Below are 15,508 nucleotides of genomic sequence, written 5' to 3' on the forward strand. Positions count from 1 at the left end.
TATACAAGTGTATACCAATAAGAAATTCAGAATTCTACTCTTGGCATTATTGATAACTGGCATGTTTGTCGGCAACCTTTGTGCGCAGGATGAAATGACAGTTGAAGACACAACAGCAATTACTGAAGAAGAAGTTGTTGTCGTTGAAGAAACAGTCCAAACTGGAGGCATTGAAGCCTTCGCACGTAAAATTGTCGGTAGCGGCTTAGTTGATCTTTTCATCAAAGGTGGATGGGTCATGTACCCGATGCTCATTCTCGTTATCTGGGCATTAGCAACTTCCATCTGGAAAATTATTTCCCTTCGTTACGCAAAAATATCTGTTCACGATTTCTTAGAGAAGCTTCTCCCATTAGTTAAAGAAAAGAAATTCGATGATGCAATAGCACTGTGTGCGAAGACCCGTGGACCTGTTGCCAGCGTTCTACATGCTGGACTGCTCAAAGCAGATAAAGGTTCAGAAGAAGTTGAAAAAGCTGTTGAACATGCTGCAATTCTTGAAATGTCATTCCTTGAAAAAGGACTTATTGCTTTGGCAACGACCATTAACCTTGCTCCTATGCTTGGATTCCTTGGAACGGTTGTTGGTATGATCCAGGCTTTCGAAGCAATCGCTGCTGCTGGTGAAGTTGAACCAACAATTGTAGCAAGCGGTATTTCAGTAGCTTTGATCACAACAGCATCAGGTTTGGCAGTCGCTATACCTATCCAGTTATTCAACAATTTCTTTGTATCTGTTATTGATGGATTGATCATCGACATGCAGACTGGCTCTGAGAAATTGACGGAAGCATTATTAGAAGTCAAATAGCAATGTAAGGAATTGATTTAGCATGAATATTATAAAAGCAAAAAAACCGCGTCTCAATCCTAAGATTCCGACATCGTCGATGGCTGACGTGGCATTTCTTTTGCTCGTATTCTTCCTTGTTACAACAAAGTTCGATGTGAAAGAAGGGCTCGGTTTAGTGCTTCCACCTCACTCCGAATCAGGCGGTCAAAAGGTCAAGATCAAGCAGGAAAACCTCACAAAGATCAAAGTTAATAGAAGAGGTGATATCGCTGTTGATGACAAAATTGTCACACCTGCTGAACTTGAGCAGATCGTCGCTGATGTAATCGTGGAAAATCCGAAAATGGTCTTTGTGCTGGAAGCAGATCGTCAGGCACGGTACGAAATGATGGTTCGTGCTCTTGATAGATTACTCGCTGCCGGTGCTCAAACCGTATCACTATCTACCCGATAAGAGGTTCTATGGCAAAAATAGTAAGAAAAACAAAAATCGATTCTGAGATCCCAAATGCTTCAATGTCCGATATTGCTTTCTTACTGCTGATATTCTTTATGGTTTCAACAACCTTCGTGAAAGAAAAAGGGTTGAAGGTAGACCTTCCCCGCGCTCAAGCCATTCAGAAGATCAACAGACGCAACGCTGCAACTATTTATGTCAGCCGTTCAGGCCTTATCTCTATCGATGATTTTGCTACTCCAGTTGACCAGATACAGTATGTTATGCAGGCAAAAGTTGCAGAAAATCCTGCAATGATAACTAGCTTTAGAACTGATAAGGATACTGAATACGGCATCATGGTAGATGTGATGAACGAGCTTAAGAAAGCAAATGCTCTAAGGGTCTCCTTTGAAGCCCGGAAATTTAGGTAATGCACTATAAATTACTAAAGGTTTTATATTATGCAAAATAAATCTGTTAATACTCAAAATGATTGGAAAGACGTTGCGAGTTCTTTTTATGAGAAATCATTATCACTCGCACTTCTTTTGCTGCTCTTCACTTTCATGGTCTTCCCCAAGATCGAAGTGAAACCTTATCAGCATAAGGCAAAAGAAATCCAAACCATTGAGATCCCACCCGAAGTACGGCAGAAGTTCAAACCTCCGGAAGAAGTAAAACCTATCATACCTCTCACTATTGAAGAGAGTGATATGGGAGATGAAGATGAGGTTGAAGAAATCGAGACTATCGGTCCGACCACTCTTGATCTCACAAAACCCCCTCCCGTATCTCGTGAAGGTACAACACCGAAATTTGTTGTTCATGAAGAAGAGCCAATTCCGATGAAAAAGGTTGAACCCGAATATCCCGATTTTGCTAAAAATGCCGGCATCGAAGGTTCTGTAACACTTCGTGCAGAAGTCTTTGAAGATGGTTCGGTTGGTGCTGTTGAGATTGTTAAAAGTCTTCAGTCTGGTCCTGGTGGTCTCGACGAAGCAGCAATTGAAGCAGTCAAACAATGGAAATTCATACCTGCAAAAAATCAAGGAAAACCTGTTGCAGTCTGGGTTACCTTTCCGATAACATTCCAGTTATAAAGTAGTACATATGAAAAATAGAATTTTAAAGAAGAAAGTAGGAGGTAATATGCGCTCAAAAATTGGTTTCCTGCCTGTTTTTCTGGTAGTGCTCCTCATGCTGATCCTCTCAAGCTCTGTAGTTTGGGCTCGATCGGTTAATGGTGGCTCCGGCGCAAATAGAAGACTTGATATCTTTCACTATCATGATGTTGGAAACATATGGTTGCGAGTGAGTAACTATGGTTTCTTTGGCTCTGGAGATGATGTAGTTCCCCAATGGCCCTCCCTGGAATATCCTGGTGGATCCGGTATCGATTATCTATACCAAGGAGCTCTTTGGTTCGGTGCATGCAAACAACGAAGAAATGACTTCGGACAAATGTTGTATTGGCAAGATGCGAACCAAGAGACAACCGGGACAGTTAATATGGGCTATGGAAGGGTTATTGATACACTCGTTACTGTTGGTTTTGATGGTGATGATGATTATTACGAATTCCTTCCAGCGTATAATCCGTTAGAAGAAAATGTTCTTGGACCTAAGTACGATATCTACAACCTGAAAGATGGTGTTATTGAATCATCGATCCGTGACCAGCAAACTGGTGTGGATGATGATGGAGATGGCAAAATCGATGAAGATCCAGCTGGATTTGCATTTCCCTATCGTAGTACCGTTCCCTCACAATTCAACACTTTTGAATCAGGCATGAATGAATTCAGAGGTGTAGTAGATAGAACACAGTGTTTACCGGACGAGATCCTCGCAAACATCGACATCTGGTTCCCTCTCGGTTTCCTTGAACTGGGATATGTAGACCCGGATAGCATCTATAACTTTGCTCAAATACAGGACGATGATGGAGATCTGCTTCGTGATGAAGATGGCTATCCTATCTCAGAACAGGACTTCCTTGGCTACTATTATGACTATAGTCCCTTTGGAACACCCGGCGAACGAGTACAGGAAGCACAATCCTATGCTCAAGAACATATTCCTAATAATATCCGTGTCCGCCAGGTAAGTTTTCAGTGGAGTTATGAATATATTAAAAATCTGGTTTATGTCGAATTCGATATAACCAACATGAATACTGTCGATACACTCTTCGACTGTGCTATGGCAGTGTACATGGACTGTGATGTTGGTCCTCAATCATGGGGGGCTCAGGCTCGAGCTGGTGACGATATAAGTAGCTATGTTCCTGGAGAAGGCTTTGAGTTTGCCTATACATACGATGCTGATCAGGATGGAGGTCTCACCACAGGTTACGTAGGTTCTCGTGTGTGTACTCCTGATCCTGAACAATTAGACTTCGCTTGCTGGACATGGGACGTTGGGGATGGTCCAAGTCATAATGTTTCGAATGCGGATAGAAACGAAAAATACTGGCTGATGACACATAATAAAGACTCATTCAGCACAAAATACACATCGCTCCGTGAAGATCCTGGCGCTCAATTAAATGATCCATGCGATACAAGATACCTCTTTGCCTTCTATGGTGATATGCAGGGATTTGATGCACCAACGGATTCAAGCTGGAACCTCCTTCCCGGTGAAACCATGAAAATCGTTATTGCCGTTTTCCCAGGAGACGATGTTGAAGAGCTGAAGAGAACAGCTATATGGTCAAAAGTATTATATGGTGAAGCTCAAACTCTTACTACAGTTGTTCTACCGGATACCTTCAAACATTATGAAGCACCAGGACCTCCTGACATTCCACATATGACACTCGATCAATCACTAGATGGAGATACAATCTTTGTTTATTGGGACAATCGATCAGAATTTACTGTAGATCGAATGACCCTTACAAAAGAATTTGTAGGTTGGCAGGACAGCATTCCATTCCTTGATAGTTACATAGGAAAATATGATGAACAGTTAGCCCATTATGGTTATTTTCCCGAAGAATTTGATCCTTGGCATTGGAATGGTCAAACTTATAATATAAATGCTACTGTTAATCCGTGGACAGCGTATCGCTTGCGACATGACTTCCAGGGATACTCGCTTTGGAAAGCTGCAAACTCAGGTGAGCAAGATGCATACATGAGAATGAATCGATGGGATAAAATAGATACTCAACAGGATATGAGAGATTATAATGTATGTATGAATCTTCCTATTGACAGTATGAATGTTTCTTACGGTGGACAATTGGGAATCAATAACGGAATTCCAATGGACTACATTGTTGGAACAAATCCAACAGAAGATATCATTTATACTACTGACAGCACAGTGTACTGGACTGACTATTACAGACTCGACTCGCTATATTCTTTCGTGAAAGTTGTTGATGGAAATATGGTATATGGAATTCCTTTGTATAATATTCTTGATAGTACAGACCAATGCATACAAGATAGTGTTCAAGAATATTCTACCCTCCCAGAGGAAGAAAGACATAGAAAAGAATCCCTTCTCTTCAAGAATCCCCAAATGAGCAATGACCTTTATCTGGACCTCTATGACGACAGATTGATACCTCTACCAGAACATTTAGGTCAGGCACATCCTCAAGGTTTGCTTGAATTGAAAAAGGAGCGTTTATCTCGAAGATATTATATCAGTGAGATACTCTATCCTGAAAAAGGTGTAGAAAACTACTTTGCTGTCACATCGTTTGACAGAGGTATTCCTTCTCAAAACTTACAAGCTCTTGAGTCAGGTAAAGATGGAAACCGAATAACAATTTTCGGCGGTCCCTCTGCTGCAACGAATCTTGACGATATCTATGTTGTCCCAAATCCGTATCTTGGACAAAGTAAATTTGATGGACGACGTGATAAGGATGAGAATGGAGACAGAAGTAAACGTATCTGGTTTGTAAATCTCCCTGAAAAATGTACAATAAGAATATATACTCTTGCCGGTGATCTCGTTGATGAGATTGAACATGACGGCGTATCAACCGTTGATGTTATTAATCCCAGTAAAGCAACACATATAGGTATTGCTCCAGGTGGTATCGAACCTTGGGATCTTCTCTCTAAACACGATCAGATCATTGCAAGCGGTGTGTATCTTTATTCTGTTGAAGACCATGCGACTGGCGATGTTAAAGTCGATAAACTTGTTTTAATTAAATAAAGGTGGTTAACATGAAAAGGATAATTTTATTACTATTGGCCCTTTTACTGATACCAACCTTGGTTCAAGCTGATATTTTTGCAAAAGTTGGTACTGCCGGTTTACAGTTCTTGAAAATCGGTGTTGATGCTCGTGCTATTGGTATGGCAGAAGCTTATACTGCATATACAAAGGGAGCTTCATCCACGTATTGGAACGTTGCCGGACTTGCCTATTCTACCGATACAGAGTTATTTTTAAATCATACGCGATATGTTGCTGACATTAACTATGATTATCTCACCATTGCCTTCCCAACCTCTTTTGGTGTTTTCGGAATTAACGGTTCACTATTGTATATGGATTGGATGGATGTTACTACTGCTGATGAATTTGGTCCAAACGGCGAACAATTTACCTGTAGCGATATGATGGCTGGATTATCTTATGCAACAATGCTGACTGATAAATTTTCAGTTGGTTTATCATTTAAATATCTAAGGGAAAACCTTGATGAATATGACGTCAACGGCTGGGGTATAGACCTCGGATCACTTTATAATACCGGTTGGAAAGATCTAACGATTGGAATGAGTTTGAGGAATTTTGGTCCTGAAGTGAAATACACCCTCGATAATGATGGAGATGGGCTTATTGATGAAGACCCATATGATCTTCTCGACAATGATGCTGACGGACTTGTTGATGAAGATAGAGAAGAACTCTCTTTCGCACTTCCAATGAACTTCTCTCTTGGTATTGCAATGAGCATTTTAGAATCGAACATGCAGTCTCTCGATGCTGTTTTCCAGATTGACAACTGTGTCGATCGTCTTGAAACCTACAATGCTGGACTTGAATACAGAATCGGAACCTTCTTCCTGCGTGGTGGATATCAATTTAATCTTGATTGTCAAGCTGCTTCTTTCGGATTGGGCTGGAAACTTGCTACTTCCTTTGCTGTTATGGATATTGATGCTGCATACACTCCTTTTGGTAAACTAGAAGAAAAGATGGATGGACAATTCCTGACCGGACCTATACGTCTATCCCTGAAAATGAAATTTTAATATTAATCATTAATTAATTACGGAGGATTAACAAAAATGAAAAAAATTGCTATGTTTAGCGTGATGCTACTCGTGCTCGCTGGAATGGTTTGGGCAAATGATATACCTCAGCCAATCAACAATAATTCATATGTTCCGGCAGAAGCTCCAAAGCATCTCAAAGTTGCCTCTCCAACCCGTAATGACGGCAACTTCGATGTTCCCGACTGGGAATTCATCCAACAACCAACAACTCTTGCGGGTTTTACTAACTACTATGACTATATGCCAGGTAGTTACTGTGGTCGCCCTTTAATGACTCAACCCGATGCATTCGGTGGAGTCTACTTCGTATTCCACGGTCGTCCAAATACAACCGATAATAGAAGAGTTTATTGGGCGTATGTGCATGCTGCTGGTAATATTGAATATGCAACAATTACCACTTCTGACACATGGCAGGGTTATCCTGGAATGACCATGCATCCTGCTTCTGGCGATCCTATTGTCTCATGGCATGATATTATGGACTCGGCCACCCCTGAAGACACGAACACTCGTGTAACTTATGATGACTACGGTCTTCTGTTTATACCCGGCTTCTGGAAAACACCTGTAACATTTGACCAGCCAATTCCTTACGTTGACGAATATATCTGGCCTTATATGTACATTGGAATGGCTCCTGATTATGCTACTACCGGCAACTACCGTGTGTATCAGATCAGTGGTCAGAATCCTGATGGTGAAATCGAACACGACATCCTTCGCTGGATCGATGTTCCTGAAGACACCTATGTATATGGCGATCTTGAAATTATGCTGAACAAGAACAACTGGTCTCCTTACGTAAACATTTCACGTGACTGGTCAGATCCCGCAGCCGGCATCGACTGCCGTCCATATCCCTCATTTGCCGTAGATCCATTCACTGCTGGACACGTGGCAATATTCGGTTACGCCGGATACACAAACGGTCTTGTTGGTGGTGAAGTTGTACCTCAGGGCTTCTACGTTTGGGACTCTTATGATGGTGGAGCAACATGGGATTATGCAAACTTCCATTCATATCAAACAGATGTTGGTATGTACAATGAATATGTCATGTGGGCTGTTGACAATGTTCCTGGTTTTGTAGATGACAGCAGTATTCCTTATCCTGAACTTCATGTCTGGATCGGTTGGCCCGGTAACCAGCATTCAACCCACAGAACAGCAACTTTTGATAGTGAAGGAAATCTTCACCTTCCAGAACAATTCTGGATAAGTAACGTTGATGGTGCAGCAGGAAATGCATCGTACTGGCCATATTATCTCTTCCAATATCAAGTTGAAGTTGTTTACAAAACTGATGGCACCTGGGAAATCCGCGAAGTTCCGAATCTACCTGGTGTCGATGCTATGAGCGGACACACAGTACCATGGGAAATCGAACCCGTTAGTGGTGATACTCTCATTTACCCTTGGCTTACCATGCCATTTACCGATATTACAACCGTCGGTTTCCATGAAAATACTCAACGAAATGCTGCTAACTTTGAAAACAGCTGGATGGTTCAGGTATGGGATGACGGCACAAAAACACTCATGGCTGAAAATGCTATTCCTGGATATGACGCATATGCAACTCATCCAATTCTTTATGTATCTGCAACCAATAACAACGGTGAAAACTGGAGTGCTCCAATTGAGCTTTCCGATATTTACAGTACTGCATTCCCCGGTTTTGCAGACATGATCACCATGTATCCATATATCAATCCAACGATCAAAGATCTTGGTGATGGCTGGGGACAGATCGACATGTACTTCTTTGATGATAATGATTATGGTAGCTCGATTCAGCAGATGGGTCCGGCAACTGGTGGTGAAATGGTCTATTGTTCATTCAAGATCGATTTTGCAAATATGATCGTATCAACAGATCCTTCACAGTCACAACCGGAAGCAACTATGACACTTCGCAATGTTCCGAATCCTTTCTTCTCACATACTCAAATCCAGTTCTCGGCTAATGTTGGTGTTGAAAATGCAAAAGTCACGATCTATAATACTAAAGGTCAGCTTGTAAAATCTATTGATGCAATTGCCGATTCTCATACTGCAGGACATGCAATGTGGGATGGTACCGATGAGTTTGGTAAAGATGTAGCAAATGGAATCTACTTCTATAAAGTAGAAACCAATGGTGCTACAATTGCCAAAAAGATGATGCTCAATAGATAAGCCCGTCTTTGCATAAATATTTAGCCTGCTCATTTGGTTGAGCAGGCTTTTTTTTTGCCTATAACTTCTTGACAAAAAAAATATCAATTTTTTCTTCCATTTATCATAGTATTTTTGATGTAAAAACAGAAATTTCGCGTATGTCGAATTTCATTATTTGTTATCTTCTTTGACAGGTCAAAAAAAATCATTAAAAAATTACGGAGGTTTACATGAAAAAGATTGGAGTAATTTTACTCTTTTGCTTTCTTCTATCTATAAGCGTACTTCATGCAGAATTTATGAACCCTGACGGTTCAGAACGAACTGCTATTACAGACATCAACGTCGGCAAATTAGTTCCTATAACACAAGTCGATCATCGAGAAAACACACCGGTTCCCGACTACAGCTTCTATACAAATCCAACTACGATCATGACGTCCTACTATGACTATATGCCCGGCTCATATGAAGGATATCCATTACAGAAGCAGACCGATAATGGAGATGGATTGTATATTACATGGTTTGGCACAGCAACAACGACCGCAACACGTCGTCAATATTACGCATATGCTGATGCATTTGGAAGTATTGGTGGCAACTGGGGAACAATTTCAACATACGATCGGACCCAGGGATACGGAAGTGTAGCTGTTCATCCCGCTACTGGTGACTGTTTTGCAACCTGGCATGAAAATCCATCAGGATCAAATTATGGTTGTGTAATCTGTTATGATGACTATTCCCTACTTAGCATTCCGGGTTTTTGGTCTTCAGTTACTTTTATACCTTCTCCACTTCCTGATGAATATATCTGGCCCTATGTCTATGTTGGTCCTTCTCCAAATGGAGATGGTTGGATTCGGTTGTATCATATCTCAAAAAACTACACTCACGATGCATGGGATCATCCGTGTGAAGATCCTCGAATCATGTATATTGATGTTGAGAATACTCTTTTTGCTGATATGACTGTTATCCTGAACCTTAACAATTGGACTACAGTAAATCCAATGTATTATTGGAGAGCAAAGTCATGCCGTCCTCAATCACAAGCGTTTGCAATTGATCACAGTACTCCCGGACACGTTGCTATCGTAGGATACTGTTCATGGCTTGAAGGTGATCTCGGTGATATGCCTGTTGATCCAGGTTTCTATATTTTTGAATCTTTCGACTATGGAACAACATGGGATACGGCAAATCTGCATGGAGATGGTCCGCAAGACTTTATTTATGCGGTTGAGAATATTCCTCATTTCACAGATAATAGCGGAAACCTTATCGACAGTATTAAAGTAGATTCATACGGATGGCATGATACTGCCCAGTTTGATGCAAATGGTGTTGCTCATCTTTGTTACCTGCAACAGTATGGATATACCGATGATGCAGGAGACAGCTATTATTTTAATCATTTCCTCCCGCAAGCAGAAGCAGTTTGGGATGGTATAGCGTGGGATTGGCATAACGTGCCAGCCTTCCCGGGTATCGATCCCTGGACCGGAAGAGATGTTCCTTGGGAAATAGTTGGTAATGATACACTTCTCTACGTCTCTGTTTCTTATAATAAATATCCAGAAGATTCTGAAATATTTCACCAGAACACCCAGAGAAATGCCATCAATAAAGAAAACAATTGGATGGTACAATTCTGGACTGACGGAACGTATGTTCAACTTGCAGAAGACGGTGACCCAGCATATGCAGCATATGCACAACACCCGATCCTCTATCTCTCAGTATCTTCAAACAATGGTGATACATGGTCGGAACCTATTGAACTTTCGGATATTTATAGTACTCAATTTGACTTCTCGGGACAGATAACAGTCTATCAAAATTTGTACAACTACATTGAAGCTATTAATGACTCGGTTGGTCGAGTTCATATCATGTACTATGATGATAACTCATTCGGCTGCTATATCCGTTCAGGAGCTGGGCAGGATGTTGGCGGTCAAATCACCTATTGTTCAGTTGATATTGTATTCCCACCGTTTTCAAATGATCCTCAGCCCTCTGTTCCTGTTACCTCACTTTCAAACTATCCCAATCCATTCTTTGCGTCAACTACCATTAATTTCACGGCAAAGAAAGCATATCAAAATGCGGAGATCAGTGTGTATAATACAAGGGGACAGCTGATCAACACTTTGCATGTGAATCACGGTGACAATCCTTCAGAAGGATACGCTGTATGGAATGGTAAAGATGCAGCTGGTAAGAATGTTGCTAACGGTATTTATTTCTATAAGGTAGATGTCGATGGCTCATCTCTTACCCAAAAAATGATGTTAACAAGATAACAAAAAGATAATCAGGATGCCTGTTCTAAACGGGCAGGCATCCTCTTTTTACGGAGGTCTTTTTCGGAGTTTTTATGATGTATACTACTTCCTATAAAGACCATCAAGTATGATCTGAAAGGAGAAAAAATGAAAACGATTATCTTTACAATTATTCTATTAAGCGTTTTAATCTTTCCAATTCAGGCAAAAACTCTCAATCCAAATCCCAATGAAGCAATTCCTTTTTCTGAATATCCCGATCTAAAAATTGTTCCTTTTAATACTACTTCAAATAGAGAGAACTATCCGGTTCCGGACTTCAGTTTTAAAACAGTTCCAACAACGATCATGACATCATATTATGACTATATGCCTGGATCGTATGAAGGATTTCCCTATGGGCTGCAGTCAACAATTGGTAGTGGATATTATCTGACGTGGTTCGGCACTGCTTCTACAACGGCAAACCGTAGGCAGTATTACGCTTATATTAATAGTTCAGGAGTTAATGAATCATGGGGCACCATATCGAACTATGATATCTGGCAAGGTTACGGAAACTGCACGGTTCATCCCGCAACCGGTGATTGCTTTGCAACCTGGCATGAAGATGGAGATGCAACAGGCTACTTTGGCACAACATTTGTTTATGATGATTATGCTTTATTAGGCATACCGGGATTCTGGTCTACGGTCACATATCTTCCACCAAATCTTCCTGATGAATATAATTGGCCATACTTCTATGTTGGTCCTTCACCAATGGGAACAGATTACCTTCGTTTGTACCAGGTGTCTAAAAATTTTACGAATGATGCTTGGGAGAATCCCTGTGAAGATATGCGCATCATGTATATCGATCTGGAAAACACACCTACTGCCGATCTTTCACCTATGTTGAATATGGCTAATTGGACAACTCAATGGCCAATGTATTACTGGAGATACAAATCATGTCGTCCCTATTCCCAGGCATTTGCAATCGATTATGAAAATCCCGGTCGAGTTGCGATCATCGGATATGCGGTATGGCTTGAAGGTGATCTTGGTGACATGCCGGTCGATGAAGGATTTTTCGTATGGGAATCCAACGACTATGGAACGACCTGGGATGGAAGCAATATTCACGGTGATGGTCCAGGCGAAATAATATATGTTGTGGAAAATATTCCCCAGTTTGAGGACAATAGCGGCAATATTGTAGATGAAGTAGAAGTTCAATTGGCTGGATGTCATAACACTGCTGTTTATGACAATGACGGCTCTCTCCATCTAACCTTTTTGCAGCAATATGGTTTTACAGATGATGCCGGTGATTTCTACTACTATAATCATTTCCTTCCCCAGGCAGAAGCTGTCTGGACTGGAACTGAGTGGGAATATCATGAAGTACCTGGTATGCCCGGTATTGACCCCTGGTCTGGGCACACTGTTCCTTGGGAAATTGTCGGTAATGACACGATCCTTTATACTACGGTCGGTTTCAGCAAATATACGGGCACCTCAAATATTTTCCACGAAAACAATCAGCGAAATACCGTGAACCTTGATAACAACTGGATGGTGCAGCTCTGGTCAGATGGAACATATGTTCAGCTGGCTGAGGATGGTGATCCGGCATATCAAGCTTATGCAGAACACCCAATCCTCTACATTTCTGTATCCTCAGACAATGGTCAAACCTGGTCAGATGTCATCGAATTAACTGACATATATAGCACATTGTACAACTTCTCAAATGAGATAACCGTCTATCCTAACCTTAGTAATCATATTGTTGATATGGGTAATAACTATGGACTTGTTTATCTATATTACTATGATGACAATTCTTTTGGCTCATTTGCACAAAGTGGGCAAGGTCAGAATACCGGTGGTCAACTCAACTATTGTGAAGTGCAAATTCTGTTCCCGGATTCTATATCGATAGATCCAGCTCATTATAATCCGATCTCATTAGTTTCCAATAATCCCAATCCTTTCTTCGAAACGACCAGGATTAATTTCACGACCAAGAAAACATATCAAGAAGCTGCAATCAAGATCTATAACCCTAAAGGACAACTCATTAACACCCTAGAAGTGAACCATGGTGGTAATCCATTTGAAGGATTTGGCATTTGGAATGGGAAGGATCTGAAAGGTAAAGATGTTACAAATGGGATCTACCTTTATAGGGTGGAAGTAGATGGATCTTCCTATGTAAACAAGATGTTACTTGCTCGATAACATACTCAAAAGTATACAACAAACCAAAGCCTGTTCTCACGAGCAGGCTTTTTTCAATCATTAGTTGACAAAAATTAAGCTCGGAATAAATCACTTATAAAATTAATCCCAAGGAGGATGTAATGTTAAAAAAAAGTGTTTTATTATTGGCACTTGTTGCACTTATTGTGTCATGCGGAGGACCTACCAAGCAGGTTTCCCGCGTGGGGGTCGATGAGACTATTGACCTTAGTGGCCGCTGGAACGACTCAGATGCTCGTATGGTTTCTGAAAACATCGTTGAGGATGTTCTCGATGGTGCATGGCTAATGAACTGGCTGGATGAATATGATGAGAAACCAATTGTTATCGTTGGAACAATCGGAAACAAAACAAGCGAACATATCAATACAGAGACATTTTCTACTGATATCGAAAGGGAACTTGTCAATTCTGGAGAAGTTCGTTTTGTTGCTGCCAAAGAACAGCGTGATGAAATTCGCGATGAACGTCTTGATCAGCAAAGTCAGGCAACAGAAGAAACAGCTAAAAGACTTGCCCAGGAACTCGGCGCTGATTTTATGCTTCAGGGAACGCTTTCATCTATCGAAGATTCAGTTGATGGTAAAAAAGTAGTGTATTATCAGGCAGATATGAACCTGGTAAATCTCGAAACGAGTGAGATCGTTTGGATGGGATCAAAAAAGATCAAAAAATTTATGGAACAATCAAAACTTAAATGGTAATCATAATGAAAAAAATATTATTTTCAACTATCATATTATCTCTTGTTATATTGTGCTTTTTAGGATGCTCGAGCATGAAGACATCAAAAGCTCAATATGCAGGAATGATGGAAAATCTCCGTGCAAATGACTTCAAAACTTGTTTAACTCAAATCGAAGAAGCAAAAGAGAAGCATTATAAAGAAAAGGAGAAAGTGCTGTTCTACCTTGATGCAGGCATGCTTTATCATTATTGTGGTGATTACCGGAAGAGTAATGAATACCTTGAAAAAGCTGAATTTGCTATCGAAGATCTCTACACTAAAAGTATCGGGAAAGCTGCAGCTTCTGTCCTTCTCAATGATAATGCACTCGATTATTTCGGTGAAGATTATGAAGACATCTATCTGAATATCTTTAAAGCACTGAACTATCTTCATCTGAATGATCCTGAAGATGCGTTCGTCGAAATTCGTAGGATCAATAACAAACTCAATCTTCTGGAAGACAAGTATAAAAAAATCGCTGATGAGTATAATAAATCCGATGATAAGAAAAGGGATTTCAAGATAGGTGATATAAAATTTTATAATTCGGCACTTGCCCGTTACTTGAGTATGCTTCTTTATTACACTGAAGGAAAATATGACGACGCCAGGATCGACCTGAAAGAAATCAGAGAAGCCATCGAAAATCAGCCGACAGTCTATAACTTCGAAGTACCACCTCTTGAATCACATATTGCAAAATCAGACAGTATTCCCATCTACTTCCTATCTTTTGTTGGTAATTCTCCAGACAAGAAATCAAACACACTCTGGGTGCATACAGAAAAAGACATGCTGATCATTGCGACATCTAAAGAAGTTTCTGAAAACAGTAAAAATCCTGATATTAAAGATGAAGCAGGTAAACTTGCAAAAGAAACTGGTGAATTTGTATCGTCTGTTGGTAATATCTTTAAGAAAACCGATACTGAAGAGAAATCAAGTTCATCGAGCAGTAGCTCTTCCAGTAAAAAATCATCCGTTTCAATACCACACAAAGAGACCGAAACTGAAGTAGAAACAAAAAATGACAGTCAATATGAAGGCACATTGGATATCATCGAATGGGAAGATATGGAAGCTGGGTACCATTTTAAATTTGATCTTCCCTACATGGACTTGATCGGTACAGACATTGCAAAGATCGCGGTCCTCATTAATGACCAGATGGCCGTTGAGTTAATACCACTTGAAAGTATGGAACAGGTTGCTTTCATTACATATAAAATTAAAGAACCACTAATATATCTAAAGACAATCACCCGAACAGTTGTAAAAGGAATTCTCGCAGAAAGTGCAAAACAGGAGATGGTAAAACAGACAGGTGATAATCTTTTTGGTAAACTTGCCATGATTGCTACTGATGTCGGTGTGGACGCAACAGAAAACGCTGATTTAAGAATATCTCGTTTTTTCCCGGCGAAAGCTTTTGTTGGGCATTTCTTACTACCAGAGGGTATATATAACATTCGTATAAATTATTATAATTCAGACAACAAACTCGTTTATTCGGATTTGAGAAATAAACAACACATAACCAAAAACGGATTACAGTTGTTTGAGTCGTTTTATTTAGATTAG

Annotated in this window: 11 protein-coding genes; all 11 read left to right on the top strand. The window is 40.4% G+C overall.

What is annotated here, in order from left to right:
• Positions 1 to 7: 7 nt before the first annotated feature.
• The 11 genes from JW794_03150 to JW794_03200 all read left to right on the top strand — a co-directional run bounded on the left by JW794_03150 (position 8) and on the right by JW794_03200 (position 15,508).
• Entirely contained in the window at positions 8 to 811 is an 804-nt protein-coding gene (locus JW794_03150; GenBank protein MBN2017120.1) for a MotA/TolQ/ExbB proton channel family protein, read from the top strand.
• Positions 812 to 833: 22 nt separating this feature from the next.
• Positions 834 to 1,247, top strand: a complete 414-nt coding sequence (locus JW794_03155) for a biopolymer transporter ExbD (protein ID MBN2017121.1) — start codon at positions 834 to 836, stop codon at positions 1,245 to 1,247.
• A gap of 8 nt (positions 1,248 to 1,255) precedes the next feature.
• Complete coding sequence (locus tag JW794_03160) at positions 1,256 to 1,663, top strand: biopolymer transporter ExbD (protein ID MBN2017122.1); 408 nt, start codon at positions 1,256 to 1,258, stop codon at positions 1,661 to 1,663.
• Between the two features lie 30 nt (positions 1,664 to 1,693).
• Positions 1,694 to 2,332 carry an energy transducer TonB gene (locus JW794_03165; GenBank protein MBN2017123.1) on the top strand — a complete coding sequence of 213 codons (639 nt, stop codon included), beginning with the start codon at positions 1,694 to 1,696 and terminating at the stop codon, positions 2,330 to 2,332.
• A gap of 49 nt (positions 2,333 to 2,381) precedes the next feature.
• On the top strand, positions 2,382 to 5,417 hold the full coding sequence (locus JW794_03170) for a hypothetical protein (GenBank protein MBN2017124.1): 3,036 nt from the start codon (positions 2,382 to 2,384) through the stop codon (positions 5,415 to 5,417).
• 11 nt (positions 5,418 to 5,428) lie between these two features.
• Positions 5,429 to 6,466, top strand: a complete 1,038-nt coding sequence (locus tag JW794_03175; GenBank protein MBN2017125.1) for a PorV/PorQ family protein — start codon at positions 5,429 to 5,431, stop codon at positions 6,464 to 6,466.
• A gap of 36 nt (positions 6,467 to 6,502) precedes the next feature.
• Positions 6,503 to 8,671 carry a T9SS type A sorting domain-containing protein gene (locus tag JW794_03180; GenBank protein MBN2017126.1) on the top strand — a complete coding sequence of 723 codons (2,169 nt, stop codon included), beginning with the start codon at positions 6,503 to 6,505 and terminating at the stop codon, positions 8,669 to 8,671.
• 212 nt (positions 8,672 to 8,883) lie between these two features.
• Positions 8,884 to 10,965: a T9SS type A sorting domain-containing protein gene (locus JW794_03185; protein ID MBN2017127.1), complete on the top strand. Its 2,082-nt coding sequence runs from the start codon at positions 8,884 to 8,886 to the stop codon at positions 10,963 to 10,965.
• Between the two features lie 129 nt (positions 10,966 to 11,094).
• The gene (locus tag JW794_03190; protein MBN2017128.1) at positions 11,095 to 13,176 is read left to right on the top strand and encodes a hypothetical protein; all 2,082 of its coding nucleotides are present in this window, start codon (positions 11,095 to 11,097) and stop codon (positions 13,174 to 13,176) included.
• Between the two features lie 122 nt (positions 13,177 to 13,298).
• Complete coding sequence (gene lpoB, locus JW794_03195; GenBank protein ID MBN2017129.1) at positions 13,299 to 13,901, top strand: penicillin-binding protein activator LpoB; 603 nt, start codon at positions 13,299 to 13,301, stop codon at positions 13,899 to 13,901.
• 74 nt (positions 13,902 to 13,975) lie between these two features.
• Positions 13,976 to 15,508 (top strand): hypothetical protein, encoded by a 1,533-nt coding sequence (locus JW794_03200; protein ID MBN2017130.1) that lies wholly within the window; start codon positions 13,976 to 13,978, stop codon positions 15,506 to 15,508.

The sequence above is a fragment of the Candidatus Cloacimonadota bacterium genome (genome assembly GCA_016932035.1).
In the GTDB taxonomy this organism is placed as follows: Bacteria; Cloacimonadota; Cloacimonadia; order JGIOTU-2; family JGIOTU-2; genus Celaenobacter.

Coding starts and splice junctions, on each gene's coding strand:
- JW794_03165 (MBN2017123.1), top strand. CDS start 1,694: ATGCAAAATAAATCTGTTAATACTCAAAATGATTGGAAAGACGTTGCG.
- JW794_03190 (MBN2017128.1), top strand. CDS start 11,095: ATGAAAACGATTATCTTTACAATTATTCTATTAAGCGTTTTAATCTTT.
- JW794_03170 (MBN2017124.1), top strand. CDS start 2,382: ATGCGCTCAAAAATTGGTTTCCTGCCTGTTTTTCTGGTAGTGCTCCTC.
- JW794_03200 (MBN2017130.1), top strand. CDS start 13,976: ATGAAGACATCAAAAGCTCAATATGCAGGAATGATGGAAAATCTCCGT.
- JW794_03185 (MBN2017127.1), top strand. CDS start 8,884: ATGAAAAAGATTGGAGTAATTTTACTCTTTTGCTTTCTTCTATCTATA.
- JW794_03160 (MBN2017122.1), top strand. CDS start 1,256: ATGGCAAAAATAGTAAGAAAAACAAAAATCGATTCTGAGATCCCAAAT.
- JW794_03180 (MBN2017126.1), top strand. CDS start 6,503: ATGAAAAAAATTGCTATGTTTAGCGTGATGCTACTCGTGCTCGCTGGA.
- JW794_03155 (MBN2017121.1), top strand. CDS start 834: ATGAATATTATAAAAGCAAAAAAACCGCGTCTCAATCCTAAGATTCCG.
- JW794_03175 (MBN2017125.1), top strand. CDS start 5,429: ATGAAAAGGATAATTTTATTACTATTGGCCCTTTTACTGATACCAACC.
- lpoB (MBN2017129.1), top strand. CDS start 13,299: ATGTTAAAAAAAAGTGTTTTATTATTGGCACTTGTTGCACTTATTGTG.